The organism is Rhodococcus sp. APC 3903, assembly GCF_030407755.1.
Taxonomy (GTDB): Bacteria; Actinomycetota; Actinomycetes; order Mycobacteriales; family Mycobacteriaceae; genus Rhodococcus_F; species Rhodococcus_F erythropolis.
In genome coordinates, this window is record NZ_JASDCV010000004.1 from 209,571 (window position 1) to 229,120 (window position 19,550).

Here is a 19,550-nt window from a genome sequence, read left to right on the forward strand (position 1 = left end):
GCGCCGGGTCAACAATCTTCGAGCATCGCCTCGCCCTGATCGAGCCGGCCGGCAACCACCATGTCGCGGTACAGATCGTCCTTGTCCATGAGCTCGTCATGGTTGCCGATGTTGCGGATCCGACCGTCTTCCATGACCACGATCCAGTCGGCGTCACGCACCGTTGAGAGCCGGTGAGCGATGGTCACCACGGCCCCGGTACGTGCACGTTCGTTGATCGCGTCGACAATCGCGGCTTCGGTGAGTGTGTCGACCTGGGCAGTGGCTTCGTCGAGCAGAAGCAAAGCACTCGGTCGCAGAACTGCGCGTGCCATCGCGATCCGCTGACGTTGGCCGCCCGACAGCGAGGTGGCCGTCAGAGCGGTGTCGAGTCCGTTCGGCAGGGCCTCGATCGCGTCGTCGAGTCGGAGCAAGCGCAGAACGGCCTGGACTTCTTCGTCCGTCGCGTCGGGATGGCTGAAGACGACGTTCTCCCGAATCGTTCCGGGCACCACCGGTGTCTCTTGCTCCACGTACGCGAGACTCTCGCGCACAGCGCGGTGATCGAGCGCGTCGTAACCGACTCCATGCAGGAGAACCTCACCCGATCGCGGTTCGACAAATCGCAGCACAGTCGAGAGCAAGGTCGTCTTTCCGGCACCCGACGGGCCGACGATGGCCATGTGCCCACGCGTCGGAATGACCAGCGAGACATCGCGCAACGCCGGCTGGTTCGACCCGTGGTAACTCACGGTGACGTCGCGCAACTCGATCAGCGGCGCGGCAGCATTTGTTTTCGCGACCACGTCCACGACCTCGTCGTACTGCTCGGTGGGCAACGACTGCATCTCGCGAATCCGGATAGCTGCCGCGATTCCCGACTGAACAGAAGTCACGTTCTGCGCAAGCTCCGACACCGGCCCCATCAGGGTGAAGGCGTAGAGCAAAAACGCGATGAGCGTCGAGACTGCCATTTCGCCGTCGGCGACTCGCCAGGCGCCGAAGCCCAGGATGGCAATGATCGATCCCTGAATGGCGGTCCACGCGACAGTCCACGCGGTTGCCGACACTCGAACCGCCGTGATCGCATGCTTTTTCGCATCGGACGCATTGGTCGTCACCAGAGCGCCGACGCGATCCTCGGCGAGGGAAACCTTGACCGTCCGGATCGCACGCAAGCCACCCTCGAGTACGCCGCCGAGCTGACCGAGCGATTCCTGGGTTCGCGCTTCGGCTGCGGAAATCCGAGGCATCAGAACGGCAAAGAGTATGGAGGCGAACACGATTGCCACCATGGTGACCCCCAACAACGGCAGATCCAGAACGCCCATCAGAACAATCGTTCCGATGGTCAACGCGGCTGCGTTCAGAATATTCACCGCGGCCGACGACGCCGCCTCCCGCAGCAGCAAGGTGTCCGACGTGACCCGGGTGACCAATTCACCCACGGATCGCGATTGCAGCGAAGGTACGGTCGCCGCCAGGAATCGCCTCACCAGCGAAGACCTGGCGTCGAAGACAACCTTCTCGGCGGCGGTTCCGAGAACGATCCACTGAGCACAACCGAGCACAGCACCGACGATCAGAAGGACGACGAGCGTGAGGATCGGTCCCTTCAGCGACGCACCGGTATCGAGGGTGTCGAGAACCCACTTGGTGACCATCGGCGTTGCCAGCGTCGCCGCCGAGCCGCACAGCGCCAGTACCAATCCGAGGAGGAGCGACGGCAGATGCGGTCGAGCGAACTCCGAGAGGACGCGGAGATTGCTCCATTTCGGTGCGGGCTGAGAAGCGTCGGATTCAAGCATGAATTTATGGAACACGAATGTTCCATAAAGGGCAAGAGAAATTCCGATTCGGAAACACTGGATACCGAAACCGGACACGGCTACGCTTCGAATTCGTGACAACGATCCACAGCGCACCAGAACAAAGCGCGACCCGCGAGCGCACACGGAAGGCCATCCTCGATGCTGCCGTTTCGGTGTTCGCATCCAAGCCTGCTGCGACCCTCAGCGAGATCGCTTCGGCCGCGAAGGTCGGCCGGACCACTTTGCACCGCTACTTTCCCGAACGATCCGACCTGGTCGACGCAGTCGCGGCCGAGGCCACTCGCGCCGTCGGTGAGGCCGCAGCAGCGGCGCGACTCGGTGAGGGCACCGGAGCCGAGGCACTGGTTCGCCTCTGCCACGAATACTTCGAACTGGCCGACCTTTTGACGGTCCTGTTCTTCACTCCCGGCGTCTATCAAGAAGATTCGTTTGCCGAGTCCGCGTCGAACGACGACGGAGTCACCGACGCCATCGAACGCGGACACTCCGACGGGTCCATCGACCCCGACATGGGTTCGGACTGGGTGCAGAACCTACTGTGGTCACTGCTTTACACGTCGATGGACTACGTGAACCGCGGTTCCGGGACTCGACTACAAGCCTTGGATCTGACGGTTCGCAGCCTCCGTCGCGGAATCGCCCCCGATCCCGCGGTCTAGGTTGTCGGCTGCTTGAACAGCGGCACGCCGCTTGGCCACACCTAATTTGCGGTAAATCGAGCGAATGTGAGTCTTCACAGTGGGATAGGCGATGCCGAGGTGCGCAGCGATCTCGTCTGCAGTCATCGTGGTGCGCAGAAAAGTGAGAATCTCGTTCTCGCGTTCGGTCAGGACTCCGGCGAGCTGGGCAGAGAGCCGGCTCCGTTTTTCCAGAATCGTGCGCAGGAGGTCCTGGTGTCTCGACCCCTGTATTGCGTGCGCGTTCAAGAGATCGACAATTACCGGATCGCCGCTGAGAAAGGGGGCGAGGATCTGCTCCGGGATTGCCTCAGCCAGCGCACGATCCAGCTGCTCGTGCGCCTGCGGCCCACGCCCTGCGACGGAGCTCAGCGCTGCAGAGGTGACAAGTGTGCTCACCAGCGCATATCGCGGCAGCGCGGCCGAGCTTGCCAACCGAAGCGCCTGCGCCGACGGTTCCGGATCCCCCAAGACTCGATAGAGCTCGGCGAGCAGCGCGTGAGCGACCGCAGCACCTGTTCTGGTCAGCGTGGGCTTCGCGATGCGGCGCGCTTGCTCGTCCTGCCCCTGAGCGTGGGCGAGCCAGGCCGTGGTGACGCGCCGCAGCGTATCCCAAGGAATGCCGTGCTTGTCCGCAGTGCTCACGCCTCGCAGCAGCCGAGCGGCGTTGTGGTACCGGTCTTTCCGGTTCAGAGCGATCAGGCTCATCACCAGGTACAGACGGGCGAGCGCCTCGAAGTTGGTTCCGGGACTGCCCTCCACAATTATCGAGTCGAACTGAGCGATCGCTTCCTCGAAGTCGCCACGCCAATAGGCGATGCACCCTCGATTCGACTGTGGGAGTCCACCTTCGAAGCGTTCCCAGTCGGATGCAACCTCTCGGGCAGGAAGGCCGTCGAGGATCTGTTCGGCTTCGGTGAACACTCCCGCGTGGGTGAGTGCAAAAGCCAAATTGGATTGCGCGAGACGCAACGTCTCCGCACGCGACTGCAACCGCGCTTCATCGCCGGCGGAGCGAAGTAGCGCGATGGCGCGAGGTAGATCACGACGAAGCCTGATCTCGGTCCACCCGAGGAGGAAAAGTGCGGACGGGTAATCGTCCTCGGCCTCGCACTGGGCGAGCGCGTGACGCGCGCGATCGGCAATGACGGCCTTGGTCGAGGTGTCCGGAGCGAGCAGTAGGTCGGTGAAACAGACGACAAAATCGTCGGACGCGACCCGTAGACCCTGCCCGCGTAGAAACTCCGCGCCGTACGGATCGCCGCTGAGGTCGCGGCAGCACGCCCGTATCAGCAGGATGTGTGGATCGTGCGGATCGGGATGCGCAAGGCAGAGTTGCTCGAGTTCCCTGGTATGAGATTCGAGAATCAGACGGAGCCAATTCTTCCGCAGGACGCGTCGAGCCTGCTCCGCCTCACCGGAGGCAAGTGCGTCACGCACGGCTTCGATCATGTGTCGAAGATACTCGAGACGTTCGACGGCCGTGGAAATCCCGTCTCATCCGCTTCGGATGAGACAGCGATCGAAGCATGCGGAAACCGGTGAGAATTGCCGGAATCAACTGAAAAGCGCGAGTCGGCGGAATGCCGATGCGCAGGCCTGACACGAACGGACAAGACACATGAGTTTCTGGGAAAGCCTCGGCTGGATGCTGTGGGCGACCGTCTTCGTCGGATATCTTTTCGCGCTGTTCGCGATCGTCGCCGACCTGTTCCGCGACCACAAGCTGAGCGGCTGGTTGAAAGCTGTTTGGATATTTTTCCTGCTCTTCCTACCCATCCTCACCGCGCTCGTCTATCTCGTCGCCCGCGGCGATGGGATGACGGAACGCAGCAACAAGGCCGCACGCGAGGCCGAGAGCGCGGCCGAATCGTATATCCGCGAAGTCGCAGGAAAGAGTCCCAGCGAGGAAATCGCCACAGCTGCAGCACTCCTCGAAGCCGGATCGATCAGCGAGGAAGAGTTTGCCGCACTCAAGCTGAAGGTGCTCTCGTGAGTGCCGCGCGTTTCGGCCCCGTCGACTTCTACCTTCTCGGTCTGCCGGGGCAGAGCCTCGACCCCGCCGCGTTCTCCGCGCTCACCGACATCACGGATACCGGCCTGGTACGACTCCTCGATCTGATCGTCATCTCCAAGTCCGACGACGGTGAACTCACCCTCGTCGAGGTCGAGGAATTGCCGAACGGCTTCGAGATCAACGTCGAAATGCTCGGCGCGTCCGGTCTGCTCGGGCATGAAGACATCACCGAACTCGCGGAGGCGATTCCCGCCGGCGCTTCAGCGCTGCTGGTCGCGCTCGAGCTGGTCTATCAGCGCGAACTCGCCGCCCGGACCGCCGAGTCCGGCGCGGTGTTACTGGGTTACGAGCGGATACCCGCACCCGTCGTCAATGCCCTCGTGGACACGATCATCCCGAAATTGGAGGTCTGACATGCCGTACATCCCGAGACGAGGACGCCCTGGACTGCTGGGCCTCGCCGCCCGCACCGCGGTCGTGACCGGTACCGCGACCGCCGTCAGCGACGGTATGGCCACCCGCCGGCAAAGGAGAGCTCAGGCCGACTACGAGCAGGCGCAGTACGAATTCGCCCAGCAGCAGGCCGTACTCCCCACACCCGCACCCCCGGTCGATCTCGTCGCCGAGTTGCAGAAACTCGGCGATCTCAAATCACAAGGCCTACTGAGCGACGCCGAGTTCCAAGCCGCGAAAGCACGACTGCTGGGCTGATTCACCCCGACGGGCCATGGATTACCGCGCCCGCTTCCGTACCCCGACACCGATTGGAATCCGCTATGTCCACGATCGCCGTCAACGTCCTGAACTTCAATCGGGCAGAATCCGATCTCATGTTCGCTCGCCTGGCCGCGGGCGTCGGCCTGGGCACGTGGAACCACACTCGCGAGCTCGGGTCACTCGACAACCAGCCGATCATCCGCCAGAACCGCGACACCCTGTACAGCAGCGCGATCATCGACGTGCGCGAAAACGTCACGATCACGGTGCCCGATACCGGCAAGCGCTACATCTCCGTCTGGGTGGTCAGTCAAGATCATTTCGGTCCCGTCATCCTGCGCGATCCGGGAGAGCACCTGCTCACACGCGAATTGGTCGGGACCGACTACGCCGCACTGATCGTGCGCATCCTCGTCGATCCGAACAGCCCCGAAGACGTCGCCGAGGTGAACCGGTTGCAGGACGCCCTCACCATCGACGGCGGCGGAACGGGCGAGTTCCCGTTGCCCGACTACGACGAACAGTCGCAGACCGAGACCCGCGACGCGCTCCTCGCACTCGCGCGTGGCATCACCACCTACGACCATTCATTCGGCACCGCGACGGAAGTCGACCCGATCAGGCACCTGCTCGGTACCGCATCCGGCTGGGGTGGCCTTCCCGAGTACGAGGCCACTTACGTCAACTTCGACGAACGTCTCCCGGTCGGGGAATACCGTCTCCGCCTGAACGTTGTTCCCGTGGATGCGTTCTGGTCGGTCTCGCTGTACAACGCAGCCGGATACTTCGAAGCGAACGCCTTGGGCGTCAACAGCATCAACAGCCTCACAGCCACCCCCGACTCCGACGGCAGCACCACCATCCGGTTCGGCGTCAATCTCGACGGCGTCGCGAACGCACTGCCCATCATGCCGGGCTGGAACTACGTACTGCGCCTGTACCGCCCCCGCCCCGACGTGCTCGACGGCACCTGGACGGCACCTTGTCCCGAGGCCCTCCAGCAAAGCGTTCCCCACGCACACACCACTCTCGGGTGACTCGACCTGATCACGGAGGTACAAGCCATGCGTCTGTTATTTCAGCTCATTTCGCAATGTGTACTCGGCGCGATCGCGCTGATCGTCGTGCATTTCGCTCTTCCCGGGGTCAGCCTGAGCGTGAACGGTTTCTTGGCCGCTATCGGTGTATTCACCCTCGCCCACATGATTCTCGGCCCATTCGTGCTCAGCGTGGCACTGCACTACGCGGCTCCGCTCGCGGGCGGTGTCGGCTTGGTCGCCACGCTGCTCGCGCTCTGGGTTGCGACCCTGGTCCCCGACGGCATTGCGATCAGCGGCGTCGGGTCCTGGATCCTCGCCCCGATCATCGTGTGGGTGATCACCGCGTTGGGAGGATGGATCTTCATGGCTCTCGTCATCGACAAGTGGATCAAGAGACGCAATGCCGAAAAGCTCGTGCGCAGTGTGCAGAAGGCATGAATGATCAGTTCGGAAACGGAACCCACAAGGAGTCAGCCATGCCAACTCACCCGCTCGATCGTCGCGTTCTCCTGAAGACCGCTCCGAACTTCCGGGATCTCGGTGGCATTCCCGTTGCTGATGGCACCGTCCGCGCCGGCGCGCTCTACCGTTCGGCGACGCTCGCGAAACTCGACGGCGACGACGTCGCCGCGGTCGCCGACTTGGACGTCCGGACGGTCTACGACCTGAGGACCGCTGCCGAGCGCGACGGCGCACTCGACAATCTCCCTGACTCGACGCGGACGGTCTGGCTCGACGTACTCGCCGACAATGCCCAAAACGCCGCGGCCACCGGACTACTCATGACGGACCCGGTCGCGTACGCCGAGACCATCAGCGATGGACGTGGGATCGCACAGATGGAGGAAGCGAACCGCAACTTCGTCAGCCTGCCGTCCGCCCTCGACGCCTACCGCGCGTTCTATCTCGACCTCATCGACGAAAAACGCACCGGTGCAGCACTTTTCCACTGCACCACCGGCAAGGATCGCACCGGGTGGGCCGCGACCTCTTTCTTGCTCCTCCTCGGCGCCGACGAAGCCGATGTACGCGCCGACTACCTGGAGACGAACACCGATCTGGCACCTATGACGGAACCGATCCTCGACTTCGCCGCAAGCAAAGGCGTTGACGGAGAACTGCTCCGGCCGCTCCTCGGAGTCCGCGACAGCTACTTCGACGCCGCGCTCGACGAAATGCGCACGCAATTCGGCGCAGTCGAGGACTACGCAATCAACGGACTCAAGCTCACCGCAGAACAAATCACCGCGCTCCGCGAGCGGTTCACATCACGATCGGGCTTCGTCAGCGCGACGTGATCGGAGCTCTTGCCGGGCAGGAATCCGTGCTCTCGTCCTGCTTCTTCGGTCGATTGTCCACCCGGGTGACCACGACGACGGCGACGATGCCCGCCGCCAAGCCGAGAGCGGTGAACGGAGTGAAGGATTCTCCGAACATCAGTGCGCCCCAGACCGCGGTGACGGGGGCGATCAAGAACATCAAGGTGTTGACGGACGTGATGCCGATGCGACGAAGCAACAACCAGTACAGCCCGTATCCGCCGAAGGTCGACAACACGATCAACCAGAGCAATGCGATCCAGAATATGCTGACACTCGGCGGTACGGCAGCACCAGAGGCGATCGCCAGAGTTGTGAAAACTATTGCGCTGGTTGAGCAGTGGATGGCCAAGGCCTGCAGTGGCGGTGTGGACGCGGGAGCGCGTTGCTGGACGAAGGTGGATGCAACGAGGCTGAGCATTCCCAGGAACGGAATCGCGTACGCCCACCACGGGGCCGATGTACCCGCCCCGGCGTCGGCTGCCGTGACCATCGCGACGCCGGCCAGTCCGATCGCCAATCCGATCCACTGCATCCGCGGGACCGCGACGCCGAGGACCGGGCCGAGCAGCGCGGCGGCCACCAGCGGCTGAATACCGTCGATCAGCGCTGTGGTTCCGGTGTTCACGCCGAGATCGACTGCCCAGTACACGGACAACAGATAGCCGCTCTGGGAGAGTATTCCGATCACCACCTGCCTGCCGAGAGCCCGCGGTGTCGGCATCGTTTTCCGGCGCCGGGCGGACAGCCAGACAATCGGGACCAGTACCGCCGCAAGCGGGAGAAAACGCCACATCAGCAGCGTGGGGACCTCTGCACTGCCGGCGCCGAGTTTGGCTCCGATGAATCCCGAACTCCAGCACGCGACGAACAGGACCGACAAGGTGGCCGTCACGGCAGATCTCGAGGTCACGATCCGAGGTATACCGATCTGTTTACTCATGGAGTCGACTATACAGATCGGTATACTTTTGTCCATGGCAGACGAATCCGTACCCGAATTGACTCCGAAAGCACGTCGCATTCTGGAGTCGGCATCGAAGCTGTTCTACGAAAAGGGAATTCACGCCGTAGGCGTGGATACCGTCGCACTGGACGCCGGGGTCACGAAGAAGACTCTGTACGAGCGGTTCGGCTCGAAAGACGGCCTCGTCGTGGAATATTTGAAGGATCGAGATCGGCGGTGGCGAGCCTTTCGCGACAAGAAGCTCGCATCAGCCGGGCACAGCCGCGCCGAGCAGTTGAGTGCGGCATTCGACGCTTCCGCCTCCTGGTCCAAGGCGAGCGGAGGCAAGGGTTGCAGCATGGTCAACGCTCACGCCGAGTTCAGCGATCGGTCACATCCGGTGTTCGCTGTCATCGCCGAACAGAAGCAGGAAATGCTGGACGTCTTTCGGCGCATTCTGGCGACGGACGGGCAAGCCGACGAACGTCTCGTCGAGGCAATCATGCTGCTTCACGAAGGCGCCCTCGTCGCAGACGGTATCGGTATCGGCACTGACCCCTTCGACGTCGGCCGGGATGCGGCCCTCGAAATGCTGAAGCATTCCGGGTGATCGCCCCTACGCCCCCACCATCCGACGGGCTATCTCCAGATACCTCTCCACCAACTCGTCCGGAGACAACTCACCGTCCGGTCGGTACCACACCGCGACGGCGACGCACATCGTCACGACAGCTCGGCTGGCATCCTCGGGATGGTCGGCCTCGAACACGCCCGAAGCAACGCCGTCGAGGACGATCCGGTCCACCTGTTTCTGCTGTTCGTCGCGCTGCGCGATGTAACTAGCCCGACTGTCGGGCTCCATGCTGCGGATCTCGGAGGAAGCGACGAACGACTGCTCGCGTCGAAACATGTGGAACCGCAACAGAGATTCGATCACCGCGTCGAAGCGGTCCGAGGGATCGTCCCCTGCATCGAGTTCGGCGGCGCGGCTTCGCTCCAACAACTCCGTCATCACCACGGTCGCCAGTCCGATCAACAGAGCCTGCTTGGACGGGTAGTGGTGGTAGAGCCCCGGCACCGACAGCCCGGACCGCGACGCGACGTCACGGATCGAAGTCCCGTGATAGCCCTGCTCGACGAACGCCTCCAGCGCCGCAGCGAGCGGTTTCGGTAGTCCCAGGTCTTCGTAATCGCGCCAGGACCCGCGTACCGGAAGCTCGTTCGTCATACCGATACCGTAGATCGCCGTTGCGCCGCCGCCGAACGCGTCGGTGCCATTGGTTACAGTCGATGTTCACCGAAAGACAGGGACCAGTCATGATCCATGTTCGCCACTCCGCGGTTGCTGCCGTGCCGGTTGATGTCGCCTTCGACTACATCGACGACTACCGCAACGTCCCGACGTGGATGTTCGGTGTTTCCGAGTTCACACCGTTCGGAGAGTTCGATCAGGGGCTCGGCGCCACGTTCGACGCGGCCATGCAGATCGGGCCAAGCACGTTGCGCTCCAAGCTCGAGGTCACCGAGTGGGAGAAGAATCGGATCATCAAGCTGTCTTCGCTCGGCGGTGTATCCAACTCGTCCACGTGGGAGTTCGCCGCGATCGACGATTCCAAGACCGAGCTTTCCGTCGACTTCGCCTACAAACTCCCCGGCGGCATTGCCGGCAAAGCTCTCGGCCGCTTGATCGGGCCGTTCGTCGAAAACGCTGTCAGGAACAGCGAGGAGACGTTGCGCCACAGCCTCGAGCAGCAGTTCGCGGCCCGCGGCGAAGGCTGAAACTACCCGCGGTCGCCTTCGAGGCCCAGCGCGTTGGCCCACACCTGAGTAGCCGTCTTGACGACGTCCTCGAACGGGACGGGGTTGCCGTCGGCGCCAGGTTCCTCGGAGACGAACGAACTGTAGGCAAGACGGCTCACCATCGCCGACAGTGCTCGGGAAGCCAACAGCGGATCCAACGAGCCGTCTGCCTTGCCAGCTGCTTGCAAGCGTTCGATGGCTCGGGCATTACGAGAAATGAAGGTCTCGGCTCGGTCCCGACGCAGTTTCGCGAAGGCCGGATCGATGTGCGATACCTGCTCGAGCAGACCCATCAGTTTGGCGTTGCGGCGAAAAGCCGTCAGGTAGGCACGGTTGCTCGATTCGAGGACCGCGTACGGATTGTCGACGTCGCGGACCCGTCCCATGCCGGGGTGCAGCATGTCTTCCTGCGCAACGTCGAGAACTGCGGCGAAGATCTGCTCTTTGTTGTCGAAGTAGGTGTAGAACGTGCCGGTGGAGCAGTTCGCTTCCTTGGTGATGTCGGTCAGCCGGGCGTCGAGGTACCCCGCTCGCTCGAACACCGTCCGGGCTGCCGCAACCAGAGAAGCCCTGGTCCGGACCCCGCGCGCCGTCACCGGCAGGTCACGCAGAAGCTCCGTCGCAGCCATGGATGGTGGCGGACGGTCTTCCCAGTTCTCCTGAGGTTCGGCGCGAGAGGTCACCAGCTACTTATACGGCAAAGCCGGCGACATCTCGGCATCGGCGTCAGGTGATGGTGATTCCTCCGTCGACGGCGATGGTCTGACCGGTGACGTATCCGCCTGCCTCGGACGCGAGCCACACCATGGTGGCCGCGAGCTCTTCAGGATCGCCCATGCGGCCGAGGATCAGGCGCGGAGCCATCGCGTCCAAGTAGCCGTCGTTGTATTGGTCGGTCATTTCCGACTTGAAGAAGCCTGGCGCGATCGCGTTGACGCGAATGCCCTTGCGCGTTCCCCACTGCTGTGCGAGGTCACGGGTCAATCCGACGACGCCTGCCTTGCTCGCCGCATAGGCGGCCTGTGGGAGTCCGGCGGTCGTCAATCCGAGAATGCTCGAGATGTTGACGATGGAGCTGCCCGGGAGCATGACGCGGCCGCAGGCCTGCGCTGCCCAGTAGGACCCATTGAGGTTGATGTCGATGACGGCGCGGAACTGGTCCGGGGTCTCACGGGTTGCCGGAACAGCGGTTCCGACGCCGGCGTTGTTGACCAGTACGTCCACGCGGCCGAACTTCTCCATCGCGGCGTCGACCATGTTCTGAGCCTGAGCCGGATCGACGATGTCGGTGGCCACGCACAACGCTTCGCGGCCTGCGTCACGCACGAGCTTGGCCGTGTCTTCGAGCTTGTCGACGCGGCGAGCAGCGAGGACGACATCCGCGCCGGCCTCTGCTGCGGCTTTCGCAAACGCCACCCCGAGGCCCGACGACGCACCGGTCACGATGACCACTCGATCGGTCAGAGAGAACTTGTCGAGAACAGACATGCGCGGTGATGCTCCTGTGTCGTCGGGTTCGGGAAGTGACGTATGGACTGCAGTGACATATGGACTGCAGTTGCGAAATTACAGGCCGAGATCGCGGCCGATGAGTTCCTTCATGATCTCGTTGGATCCGGCCCAGATCTTGGTGACGCGGGCGTCCATCCACGCGCGAGCGGCGCGGTACTCGGTCATGAAGCCGTAGCCGCCGTGCAACTGAACACAGTGATCGAGGACCTCGTTCTGAACCTGCGCGGTCCACCACTTCGCCTTGGCGGCGTCGATGGCGGTCAGCTCGCCGGCAGCGTGTGCTGCGACGCAGTTGTCGACGTAAGCCTGGGTGACCTCGATGCGGGTCACGAGATCCGCGAGAAGGAATTTGTTCCACTGCAGCGAGCCGATCGGCTGACCGAAAGCCTTGCGGTCCTTGGCATATTGCAGCGTCTCTTCGAGGATCGGAGCAGCGTGCGCGATGTTGGACACCGCAGCGCCGACGCGCTCCTGCGGCAGCATTTCCATCATGTGGATAAACCCGCGGTCGATCTCACCGATGATGTTGGTGGACGGCACGCGAACGTTCTCGAAGAACAGTTCGGCGGTATCGGACTCGTGCTGGCCGACCTTGTCGAGCTTGCGTCCGCGCTCGAAACCTTCCATGCCGGTTTCGACGGCAAAGAGCGTGATGCCCTTGGACTTCTTCTCGGGACTGGTCCGCGCCGCCACGATCACGAGATCAGCGTTGTAGCCGTTGGTGATGAAGGTCTTGGAGCCGTTGATGATCCAGTCGTCGCCGTCCTTGACCGCAGTGGTCTTGAGCGAGGCGAGGTCGGATCCGCCGGAAGGCTCGGTCATGCCGATGGCCGTCAGCATCTCACCGGTGCAGAACTTGGGCAGCCAACGCTGCTTCTGCTCTTCGGTGGTGAGCTGAACGAGGTACGGAGCAACGACGTCGGCATGGATGCCGAAGCTCGAGGCAACAGCTGCACTGGCACGCGAGAGTTCTTCGGCCAGAACAGCGTTGAAGTGGTAGTCGCCGGCTTCGCTTCCGCCGTACGCCTCTGGAACCTCGAGTCCGAGGAAGCCGTTGCGTCCCGCTTCGAGCCAGATTTCACGATCGATGAAGCGCTGGTCGATCAGCTTCTCTGCGACCGGAAGGATGTTCCGGTTGACGAATTCGCGGGCAGATTCGCGAAATGCCTCGTGATCGGGTCCGTACAGAGTGCGACGCATGACGAGTTGCTTCCTTTCGGCGTGGCAATGCCACATGTAACGATGTTCCTAAGCATCCGCTTAGAATCTAAGCATCTGCTTATAGTGAATCGAGAGCGGGATATTGTCAACATCGAAATCCGTCACACCTGGAGGAAACCGTGAGCGATTCACCTGACGTGGTGATCAGCCCCTCCAAAGCTGCGGCCCGTATCCGCGCGGCAGCCGTGGACGCTTTTGCCTCCGCGGGCTACGGCGGCACCACCACGCGTGACATCGCCGCACGACTCGACATGAGTCCCGCCGCCATGTACCCGCACTATCGCTCGAAAGAAGAGCTGCTTTTCGCGATCAGCTTCGAAGGGCACACCGAAGCGTTGAAGGTGGTCGAGGGCGCCGACAGACCGGGTGAAGAGCCGTCCGTTCGCCTCCAGGAACTGGTCAGCACCTTCGCCAGTTGGCAGGCCGGGCACCACTCACTCGCTCGCGTCGTCCAATACGAACTCACTGCACTCACACCAGAGCACTACCGAACCGTCGTCGCGCTTCGCCGCAGCACGACGCGGGTGGTCCGGGAGGTTGTCGACGCCGGCGTCCAGTCGGGCGACTTCACGATCCCCGATGCCGAAGGCGTCACCCTCGCCTTGATGTCCCTGTGCGTCGACGTGTGCCGCTGGTTCCCGGCCGGCAACTACACGGATCCGGAAGACATCGGAAAACTGTACGGAGACCTGGCATTGAGGATGGTGGGCGCCGCCTGAATCAGGTGACACCGACCGCAGAAAGGACTCGGCCAGTGGCCAACCGCACCTATCTCTACTCGACCCCTGTTGCTCCGCATGAGAAACCGGCTGCCGCTCGCGCCCGAGGTCTCACCGGTATCTCCGAGTGGTCGTACGCGATACCGCTGGTCCCGAGGATCCTTGTGTCCGTGAATCCCTTCGCCCACCAGTCGATCATCTGGGACGACACCCCAGACCTGATCGCGGTCACCGCGGCCTGTGGTCCTGGTATCGCCCGGCTCGAAGACTTCCTCGGCAGAATCGATCACCCCGAACTCGGCACGATGGCCGGCGATGCGCTGCGTTTCCTGCGCAGCCACACCGAGCCCGACCACTACTTCGTCCTCGAGTGTGGCGAGATCTTCGACATGGACGACGAACCGTTCGCCGAACAGGGCACGGCCCTGATGACCGGTCTGGCGGACATCGACGCCGAGATGGAGGCGGCGCTGGCCACACTCGCACCCGCCAAGCCGCGCTTCTGGGAGCGGCTGTTCACGCCGACTCAGGAGAGCGTCGAGGAACCGCTACGCGAGCTCGGCCTCGGTTACTGGTCCGAGACCCTGTACTTCGATCTCGACGTCCCGCGATAGGCGAACCGAGCATCCATCGGTTTCAGACCAGTTGGTCCGCAAACAGGTACCCTCGGATTTCGTGTCCGACTACGCCCCCGATCTGCCAACCTCTGCGTCCACCGTCCTCGGCGGTTGGGGTCGCACAGCCCGAACTACCTCGCATGTCGTTTCGACTCCTGATGTAGAGGCGATCGCAAAGGCCGTCGCCCGCGTCGCAGACGACAACGCGGACAAGCCGTTGCACCTCCGACGTGGAGTCATCGCTCGTGGTCTGGGCCGGTCTTACGGAGACAACGCGCAGAACACCGGCGGCTTGGTCATCGACATGACTGCCTTCCGTCGAATTCACAAGATCGATGCCGAGTCCCGTCTCGTGGAGATGGACGCGGGAGTCTCTCTCGATCAACTGATGCGCGCGGCGCTACCATTCGGTCTCTGGGTACCGGTACTCCCCGGAACACGCCAGGTAACCATCGGCGGAGCGATCGCCTGCGATATTCACGGCAAGAACCACCACACCGAGGGCAGCTTCGGAAATCATGTCCGCTCGATGGATCTGCTCACTGCTGACGGCAGTATCCGAACACTGGAGCCGCAAGGCCCGACATCCGAACTCTTCTGGGCTACCGTCGGCGGGATCGGACTGACCGGGATCATCCTGCGCGTCACCCTCGAGATGACGCCGACCGAAACGGCATACTTCGTCAACGACGGCGCACTGACCGCAAGCCTGGACGAAACCGTCGCTTTTCACAGCGACGGCAGCGAAGCCGGCTACACGTATTCGAGCGCCTGGTTCGATGCAGTCAGTGCGCCGCCGAAGCTCGGCCGGGCCTCGATCACGCGTGGTTCGTTGGCGACCGTCGACCAGCTTCCGCTGAAATTGCAGAAGAACCCGTTGAAATTCGATGCGCCACAACTTTTCACGACACCGGATGTTTTCCCCAACGGCTTGATGAACAAGCTATCGGCGTCAGCGATCGGCGAGTTCTACTACCGCACCGGTGGCAACTACGTCGGGAAGGTGCAGAACCTGACGCAGTTCTATCACCCACTCGACCTCATCGGCGAGTGGAACCGCGCGTACGGGTCCAAGGGATTCCTGCAATATCAGTTCGTGGTGCCGGTCGAGGCAGTGGACGAATTCAAGAGCATCATCCGCGACATCCAGGGCTCGGGGCACTACTCGGCACTCAACGTCTTCAAACTGTTCGGCGAGGGAAACGCTGCCCCACTGAGCTTTCCGATGTCCGGGTGGAACGTGGCCTTCGACTTCCCGATCAAGTCCGGCCTGGGTGAGTTCGTCGCTTCCCTCGACAAACGGGTACTCGAATTCGGCGGTCGCCTCTACACCGCCAAGGACTCTCGGACTACCGCGGCGAACTTCCACTCGATGTATCCGCGAATCGACGAGTGGATCCAGATGCGCAGAAATATCGATCCGACAGGTGTTTTTGTGTCCGACATGGCCCGAAGACTCGAATTGATCTGACGCGCTGATCAGTCAGATATCTCACCGAGCCGACGCTCCAAGTAGGCCCGCTCCGGTTCCGTACCAACCAAATTCAGCGCACGTCGGTATGCAGACATTGCCGCGTCGGTGCGCCCCAACCGCGCGAGCAGTTCGGCGCGCGCGAGGTGATACGGGTGGTAGTCGGCAAGTTTGGGCTCCGCTGCCAGTTCTTCCAACGCTGCCAGCCCAACCTCCTCGCCGTCGCGCATCGCCAGCGCCACTGCCCTGTTGACTGCGACGACAGGCGAAGGCGTCAACGTGAGGAGCACTCCGTAGAGCGCGCAGATCTGCGGCCAGTCGGTGCTCTCCACATCCGCCGCCTCGTCATGCAATGCGGCGATGGCAGCCTGCACCCCGTACGGCCCCGGCGCTCCCCCGGTCAACGCGACCACGACGAGGTCGCTGCCTTCCTCGATCATCGGCTGGTCCCAACACCCGCGATCCTGGTCCTCGAGGAGGACGATCCCGCCACCGGCGTCAGTACGGGCATCCCGACGCGCGTGGACGAGAAGCATCAACGCAAGCAACCCGGCGATCTCGCGCTCATCGGGAAGCAATGCGCGCAGGATCCTCGCCAGCCTGACCGCCTCTACCGCCAGGTCGACGCGTTGCAGATCCGGCCCCGAACTGGCGGCGTACCCCTCGGTGAAGACCGAGTAGATCACCTGCAGAACACCGGGCAGGCGCTCCGGGAGTTCTTCGGCGCAGGGAGTTCGGAAGGGAATCCGAGCCTGACGTATCTTCTTCTTCGCACGCACGATCCGCTGCGCCATGGTCGCCGAAGAAACGAGGAAGGCCCGAGCAACTTCGGGCGTCGTCAACCCGCCGAGGCAACGCAAGGTGAGTGCGATTCGGTCGTCCTCGGCCAGCGCCGGGTGCGAGCAGGTGAAGAACAGCTGCAACCGCTCGTCGGGAAGTTCTCCGTCGACCGTGGGCGGCGCCGGGTCGGCACGATCGGCGTCCACCTGCATCACCGCCAATCGCGCCGCATAGGCCTGATCACGACGAAGCCTGTCGACGGCTTTGCGACGCGCCGTGGTCAGCAGCCAGGCGCCGGGTTTGGCCGGCACTCCGTCCACCGGCCAGTGCACCAACGCGGCCTCGACGGCTTCGGAGGTAACTTCCTCGGCCAGATCCAGATCACCGAAACGGCGGACAAGCGAGGCCAAGAGTCGTCCACGTTCCTCCCGGAACACTGACTCGATGGAGTTCTCGGCCTGCTCGTCCACGGCGAATCAGTCCCCGAACCCGGCCAGTGGACGCACCTCGACGCTACCGCCGTCGCGCGCGCCGGGGCACCGCGCGGCCCAGGCCAGCGCCGCATCCAGATCAGGAACGTCGATGACGTCGTAGCCGCCGAGGATCTCACGGGTTTCAGCGAAGGGTCCGTCGGTGACGGTCTTTTCTCCGGACTGCGAGACCCGAACCGTTGTCGTAGTCGTCAGGTCGGCGAGGGCATCGCCGGACACCCAGATACCGGCATCCTTCATTTCCTTGTCGTATTGCTGCCAGTCCTCGAACGTGCACTGGGGTTCGGTGTCTCCGCCGGGCGCGGTGTAGATGAGCAACATGTACTTCATGACTGACTCCTTGGTCTGTTGTTTCTCTTCCGGCTTTCTTGCCTTACAACATGACGACGAACGGTTCTCCCCGGAATCGACAGGCGACTCGAAAAAACTTTCGGCGGGTTCGTCCGAGGTGCTGCCGTTAGGCTGAGTGTATGACCGAACGCGACCGGGACGCCGCTGGAAAGCCCCTCAATTCGCGGCCCCGCGACGGACTCGGCCGTCCACTGCCACGTGACGCAGCGGGCGGCGTCCCGCGCATTCCCGACGATGTGCGCCTCCCTCCGGACGAGTCGATCACCGAGGCTCAGCGTCTTCTCGACCACGGGATGCCTTTTCACGCGCACGAAATTTTCGAAGGAACGTGGAAGGACGCTCCCGCCGAGGAGCGTGACCTGTGGCAGGGACTGGCTCAATTGGCCGTCGGGCTCACCCATCTACTTCGGGGCAACAACACCGGTGCCGTCTCACTTCTCGGCCAGGGTCACGAGCGCATCAGGCACTACGAAGTGGAAAGCCCGCACGGCCTCGACATCCCCGGCCTGCTGATGTGGTCCGAGCACTTGCTCGCTGAAATCGATCGCCCCGGCGATTTCCCCGCCCCTCCGATTCCGAGGTTGAGAATCCCCTGATGCCCATCTTCCCCATGTTTCCGCTCGGCTCTGCATTGCTTCCGGGTGAGGTGTTGCCACTGAACATCTTCGAGCCTCGGTACCGCGCACTGGTAGAGAACGTTCTCGAAGCTGCCGACGGCCCACTGTTCGGAGTAGTGCTCATCGCTCGTGGCCACGAGGTCGGTGGCGGCGAATCACGCCACGACGTCGGCACTCTGGCTCGGATCGAGTCTCATGTCGCAATGGGTGCCGGGCGGTATCAGTTGTATTGCCGGACCGAAGACCGCATCCGGGTCAATCGATGGCTGCCGGACGATCCCTACCCACTTGCCGAGGTCGAATTGTGGCCTGACGAGAACAACGGAACACCAGTCACTGCTTACGAATACGACTCGCTCCTCGAGCGCATCGAGTTCATGTACGGAATGTTGGGAAAGCTCGCACTTCGGGCCGGCGAACAGACTCCGCGAATGCCCGTCCCACCGGATCCCTTGGATCCGCTGGGTTCTCGGCTGTATGCCCTCGCCAGGAGCATTCCGATGGGTGACGCCGATCGCCTGGCGATTTTGACCGCGCCAGGCGCCGACGAACGTATTCGCACACTCTCGGAGGCAGTCGAGAACACCATCGAGGTCGCGCAGTTCAATCTCCTCTGAGCGCAACTACGCCATCGTCTGACCCATGTCGATGACGATTTTCGTCCCGGTGACCGCGCGGGAGAGGTCCGTCGCAAGGTAGACCACGGCGTTAGAGATGTCCTCGATGGTGGTGCGTGGGACGGACGTGAGCGGCCACTTGTACGAGTTCATGTACTCCGGATGAGTAGTGAGTACCTTACCGACGTTGGGATCGTTGCCCATCTCGGTCTCCACCGCGCCAGGGTGGATGCTGTTGACTCGAATGTCGAAGCTTCCCAATTCCGTTGCAGCAGTGCGAGCCAAACCCACGAGGCCGTGCTTGGCCGCCGAGTAGTGCGCACAACCAGGCGCTTCGGCGACGCCGGCAGCACTGCTGACGATCACGATGGAACCACCGTTGCCGGCTTCGATCATCGAGGGAACCGCAGCTGTCATCGTGCGCCACACACCATTGAGATTGATGTCCACCAGCGTCGACCACTGTTCTTCCGGCATTTCCCAGAAACGATTCCACGTAGCGATGCCCGCATTGGCGATCACGACGTCGAGGCGACCGAACTTGTCGACGCCCGACGCCACCGCCGCCCGCAGCGCCTCGAGGTCACGTACATCCGCTACCGCGGTGACGATCTCGCGCCCCTCTGCTCGCACGAGACGGGCCGTTTCGTCGAGGTCGGCTTCCGTTGCGGCCGCGTAACCCACGTCTTCGGACACCGACGCGCACACGTCGACAGCGATGACGTCGGCACCTTCCTGCGCGAGTCGGATCGCGTGATTGCGTCCCTGACCCCGCGCTGCACCGGTGATGAAGACGACCTTGCCTGCCAAGAGTTGTGTCATGGCCG

At 62.8% G+C, this 19,550-nt stretch carries 24 protein-coding genes; 14 read left to right on the forward strand and 10 right to left on the reverse strand.

Going from position 1 to position 19,550, the window contains the following annotated elements:
* Nucleotides 1-8: 8 nt before the first annotated feature.
* Nucleotides 9-1,787, reverse strand: a complete 1,779-nt coding sequence (locus tag QMA15_RS07705) for an ABC transporter ATP-binding protein (protein ID WP_037133785.1) — start codon at nucleotides 1,785-1,787, stop codon at nucleotides 9-11.
* Between the two features lie 95 nt (nucleotides 1,788-1,882).
* On the opposite strand from QMA15_RS07705, the gene QMA15_RS07710 reads away from it, so the two are divergent.
* Nucleotides 1,883-2,470 (forward strand): TetR/AcrR family transcriptional regulator, encoded by a 588-nt coding sequence (locus tag QMA15_RS07710; RefSeq protein ID WP_019745447.1) that lies wholly within the window; start codon nucleotides 1,883-1,885, stop codon nucleotides 2,468-2,470.
* On the opposite strand, the gene QMA15_RS07715 is transcribed toward QMA15_RS07710, so the two are convergent.
* Nucleotides 2,405-3,940, reverse strand: coding sequence for a LuxR C-terminal-related transcriptional regulator (locus QMA15_RS07715; RefSeq protein ID WP_080909901.1), 1,536 nt, complete (start codon nucleotides 3,938-3,940; stop codon nucleotides 2,405-2,407). The genes QMA15_RS07710 and QMA15_RS07715 overlap by 66 nt on opposite strands.
* Nucleotides 3,941-4,109: 169 nt before the next feature.
* Between QMA15_RS07715 and QMA15_RS07720 the strand changes: the two genes are divergently transcribed.
* The 6 genes from QMA15_RS07720 to QMA15_RS07745 all read left to right on the forward strand — a co-directional run bounded on the left by QMA15_RS07720 (nucleotide 4,110) and on the right by QMA15_RS07745 (nucleotide 7,560).
* Nucleotides 4,110-4,484, forward strand: coding sequence for a PLDc N-terminal domain-containing protein (locus QMA15_RS07720; protein ID WP_019745450.1), 375 nt, complete (start codon nucleotides 4,110-4,112; stop codon nucleotides 4,482-4,484).
* Entirely contained in the window at nucleotides 4,481-4,918 is a 438-nt protein-coding gene (locus QMA15_RS07725; protein ID WP_029256345.1) for a DUF6325 family protein, read from the forward strand. Before QMA15_RS07720 ends, QMA15_RS07725 begins: the two co-directional genes overlap by 4 nt.
* A 1-nt stretch (nucleotide 4,919) precedes the next feature.
* Nucleotides 4,920-5,216 carry an SHOCT domain-containing protein gene (locus tag QMA15_RS07730; RefSeq protein ID WP_019745452.1) on the forward strand — a complete coding sequence of 99 codons (297 nt, stop codon included), beginning with the start codon at nucleotides 4,920-4,922 and terminating at the stop codon, nucleotides 5,214-5,216.
* Nucleotides 5,217-5,281: 65 nt separating this feature from the next.
* Nucleotides 5,282-6,259, forward strand: a complete 978-nt coding sequence (locus QMA15_RS07735; RefSeq protein WP_279164207.1) for a DUF1214 domain-containing protein — start codon at nucleotides 5,282-5,284, stop codon at nucleotides 6,257-6,259.
* 27 nt (nucleotides 6,260-6,286) lie between these two features.
* Nucleotides 6,287-6,700, forward strand: coding sequence for a phage holin family protein (locus tag QMA15_RS07740; RefSeq protein WP_279164206.1), 414 nt, complete (start codon nucleotides 6,287-6,289; stop codon nucleotides 6,698-6,700).
* Nucleotides 6,701-6,738: 38 nt separating this feature from the next.
* Complete coding sequence (locus QMA15_RS07745; protein WP_070796057.1) at nucleotides 6,739-7,560, forward strand: tyrosine-protein phosphatase; 822 nt, start codon at nucleotides 6,739-6,741, stop codon at nucleotides 7,558-7,560.
* Here QMA15_RS07745 and QMA15_RS07750 read toward each other — a convergent pair.
* Nucleotides 7,547-8,476, reverse strand: a complete 930-nt coding sequence (locus QMA15_RS07750) for a DMT family transporter (RefSeq protein ID WP_269577147.1) — start codon at nucleotides 8,474-8,476, stop codon at nucleotides 7,547-7,549. The genes QMA15_RS07745 and QMA15_RS07750 overlap by 14 nt on opposite strands.
* 82 nt (nucleotides 8,477-8,558) lie before the next feature.
* Between QMA15_RS07750 and QMA15_RS07755 the strand changes: the two genes are divergently transcribed.
* Nucleotides 8,559-9,137: a TetR/AcrR family transcriptional regulator gene (locus QMA15_RS07755; RefSeq protein ID WP_021331899.1), complete on the forward strand. Its 579-nt coding sequence runs from the start codon at nucleotides 8,559-8,561 to the stop codon at nucleotides 9,135-9,137.
* Between the two features lie 6 nt (nucleotides 9,138-9,143).
* Here the strand turns inward: QMA15_RS07755 and QMA15_RS07760 are convergent, their stop codons facing one another.
* On the reverse strand, nucleotides 9,144-9,755 hold the full coding sequence (locus QMA15_RS07760; protein ID WP_020909261.1) for a TetR/AcrR family transcriptional regulator: 612 nt from the start codon (nucleotides 9,753-9,755) through the stop codon (nucleotides 9,144-9,146).
* An 89-nt stretch (nucleotides 9,756-9,844) separates the two neighbouring features.
* Between QMA15_RS07760 and QMA15_RS07765 the strand changes: the two genes are divergently transcribed.
* The gene (locus QMA15_RS07765; RefSeq protein WP_019745480.1) at nucleotides 9,845-10,306 is read left to right on the forward strand and encodes an SRPBCC family protein; all 462 of its coding nucleotides are present in this window, start codon (nucleotides 9,845-9,847) and stop codon (nucleotides 10,304-10,306) included.
* 2 nt (nucleotides 10,307-10,308) lie between these two features.
* On the opposite strand, the gene QMA15_RS07770 is transcribed toward QMA15_RS07765, so the two are convergent.
* The 3 genes from QMA15_RS07770 to QMA15_RS07780 form a co-directional block, all read right to left on the reverse strand.
* Nucleotides 10,309-10,956, reverse strand: a complete 648-nt coding sequence (locus QMA15_RS07770; protein WP_019745481.1) for a TetR/AcrR family transcriptional regulator — start codon at nucleotides 10,954-10,956, stop codon at nucleotides 10,309-10,311.
* A 97-nt stretch (nucleotides 10,957-11,053) separates the two neighbouring features.
* Nucleotides 11,054-11,815, reverse strand: a complete 762-nt coding sequence (locus tag QMA15_RS07775) for an SDR family oxidoreductase (RefSeq protein WP_003939707.1) — start codon at nucleotides 11,813-11,815, stop codon at nucleotides 11,054-11,056.
* Nucleotides 11,816-11,893: 78 nt separating this feature from the next.
* On the reverse strand, nucleotides 11,894-13,039 hold the full coding sequence (locus tag QMA15_RS07780) for an acyl-CoA dehydrogenase family protein (protein ID WP_290283828.1): 1,146 nt from the start codon (nucleotides 13,037-13,039) through the stop codon (nucleotides 11,894-11,896).
* Between the two features lie 140 nt (nucleotides 13,040-13,179).
* Between QMA15_RS07780 and QMA15_RS07785 the strand changes: the two genes are divergently transcribed.
* The 3 genes from QMA15_RS07785 (at nucleotide 13,180) to QMA15_RS07795 (ending at nucleotide 15,867) form a co-directional block, all read left to right on the forward strand.
* Nucleotides 13,180-13,779, forward strand: coding sequence for a TetR/AcrR family transcriptional regulator (locus QMA15_RS07785; protein WP_046379358.1), 600 nt, complete (start codon nucleotides 13,180-13,182; stop codon nucleotides 13,777-13,779).
* A 35-nt stretch (nucleotides 13,780-13,814) separates the two neighbouring features.
* Nucleotides 13,815-14,393, forward strand: a complete 579-nt coding sequence (locus QMA15_RS07790; RefSeq protein WP_046379359.1) for a hypothetical protein — start codon at nucleotides 13,815-13,817, stop codon at nucleotides 14,391-14,393.
* A 61-nt stretch (nucleotides 14,394-14,454) separates the two neighbouring features.
* A complete protein-coding gene (locus QMA15_RS07795; protein WP_069145778.1) occupies nucleotides 14,455-15,867 on the forward strand; it encodes an FAD-binding oxidoreductase in 1,413 nt (470 codons plus the stop codon).
* 8 nt (nucleotides 15,868-15,875) lie between these two features.
* On the opposite strand, the gene QMA15_RS07800 is transcribed toward QMA15_RS07795, so the two are convergent.
* Both QMA15_RS07800 and QMA15_RS07805 read right to left on the reverse strand, forming a co-directional pair.
* Nucleotides 15,876-17,117: an RNA polymerase sigma factor gene (locus tag QMA15_RS07800; protein ID WP_069145545.1), complete on the reverse strand. Its 1,242-nt coding sequence runs from the start codon at nucleotides 17,115-17,117 to the stop codon at nucleotides 15,876-15,878.
* A gap of 6 nt (nucleotides 17,118-17,123) precedes the next feature.
* On the reverse strand, nucleotides 17,124-17,468 hold the full coding sequence (locus QMA15_RS07805; RefSeq protein WP_007730031.1) for a YciI family protein: 345 nt from the start codon (nucleotides 17,466-17,468) through the stop codon (nucleotides 17,124-17,126).
* Between the two features lie 140 nt (nucleotides 17,469-17,608).
* On the opposite strand from QMA15_RS07805, the gene QMA15_RS07810 reads away from it, so the two are divergent.
* Nucleotides 17,609-18,085: a DUF309 domain-containing protein gene (locus QMA15_RS07810; protein WP_069145544.1), complete on the forward strand. Its 477-nt coding sequence runs from the start codon at nucleotides 17,609-17,611 to the stop codon at nucleotides 18,083-18,085.
* On the forward strand, nucleotides 18,085-18,723 hold the full coding sequence (locus QMA15_RS07815; RefSeq protein WP_003940076.1) for an LON peptidase substrate-binding domain-containing protein: 639 nt from the start codon (nucleotides 18,085-18,087) through the stop codon (nucleotides 18,721-18,723). Before QMA15_RS07810 ends, QMA15_RS07815 begins: the two co-directional genes overlap by 1 nt.
* A 6-nt stretch (nucleotides 18,724-18,729) precedes the next feature.
* Here QMA15_RS07815 and QMA15_RS07820 read toward each other — a convergent pair whose 3' ends face one another.
* Entirely contained in the window at nucleotides 18,730-19,545 is an 816-nt protein-coding gene (locus QMA15_RS07820) for a mycofactocin-coupled SDR family oxidoreductase (protein ID WP_069145543.1), read from the reverse strand.
* Nucleotides 19,546-19,550 lie beyond the last annotated feature (5 nt).

Bases quoted from the DNA above. Each gene is read 5' to 3' on its own strand.
- QMA15_RS07705 (WP_037133785.1), bottom strand. From the start codon at position 1,787: ATGCTTGAATCCGACGCTTCTCAGCCCGCACCGAAATGGAGCAATCTC.
- QMA15_RS07715 (WP_080909901.1), bottom strand. From the start codon at position 3,940: ATGATCGAAGCCGTGCGTGACGCACTTGCCTCCGGTGAGGCGGAGCAG.
- QMA15_RS07720 (WP_019745450.1), top strand. From the start codon at position 4,110: ATGAGTTTCTGGGAAAGCCTCGGCTGGATGCTGTGGGCGACCGTCTTC.
- QMA15_RS07730 (WP_019745452.1), top strand. From the start codon at position 4,920: ATGCCGTACATCCCGAGACGAGGACGCCCTGGACTGCTGGGCCTCGCC.
- QMA15_RS07735 (WP_279164207.1), top strand. From the start codon at position 5,282: ATGTCCACGATCGCCGTCAACGTCCTGAACTTCAATCGGGCAGAATCC.
- QMA15_RS07740 (WP_279164206.1), top strand. From the start codon at position 6,287: ATGCGTCTGTTATTTCAGCTCATTTCGCAATGTGTACTCGGCGCGATC.
- QMA15_RS07745 (WP_070796057.1), top strand. From the start codon at position 6,739: ATGCCAACTCACCCGCTCGATCGTCGCGTTCTCCTGAAGACCGCTCCG.
- QMA15_RS07755 (WP_021331899.1), top strand. From the start codon at position 8,559: ATGGCAGACGAATCCGTACCCGAATTGACTCCGAAAGCACGTCGCATT.
- QMA15_RS07760 (WP_020909261.1), bottom strand. From the start codon at position 9,755: ATGACGAACGAGCTTCCGGTACGCGGGTCCTGGCGCGATTACGAAGAC.
- QMA15_RS07765 (WP_019745480.1), top strand. From the start codon at position 9,845: ATGATCCATGTTCGCCACTCCGCGGTTGCTGCCGTGCCGGTTGATGTC.
- QMA15_RS07770 (WP_019745481.1), bottom strand. From the start codon at position 10,956: ATGGCTGCGACGGAGCTTCTGCGTGACCTGCCGGTGACGGCGCGCGGG.
- QMA15_RS07775 (WP_003939707.1), bottom strand. From the start codon at position 11,815: ATGTCTGTTCTCGACAAGTTCTCTCTGACCGATCGAGTGGTCATCGTG.
- QMA15_RS07780 (WP_290283828.1), bottom strand. From the start codon at position 13,039: ATGCGTCGCACTCTGTACGGACCCGATCACGAGGCATTTCGCGAATCT.
- QMA15_RS07805 (WP_007730031.1), bottom strand. From the start codon at position 17,468: ATGAAGTACATGTTGCTCATCTACACCGCGCCCGGCGGAGACACCGAA.
- QMA15_RS07810 (WP_069145544.1), top strand. From the start codon at position 17,609: ATGACCGAACGCGACCGGGACGCCGCTGGAAAGCCCCTCAATTCGCGG.
- QMA15_RS07815 (WP_003940076.1), top strand. From the start codon at position 18,085: ATGCCCATCTTCCCCATGTTTCCGCTCGGCTCTGCATTGCTTCCGGGT.
- QMA15_RS07820 (WP_069145543.1), bottom strand. From the start codon at position 19,545: ATGACACAACTCTTGGCAGGCAAGGTCGTCTTCATCACCGGTGCAGCG.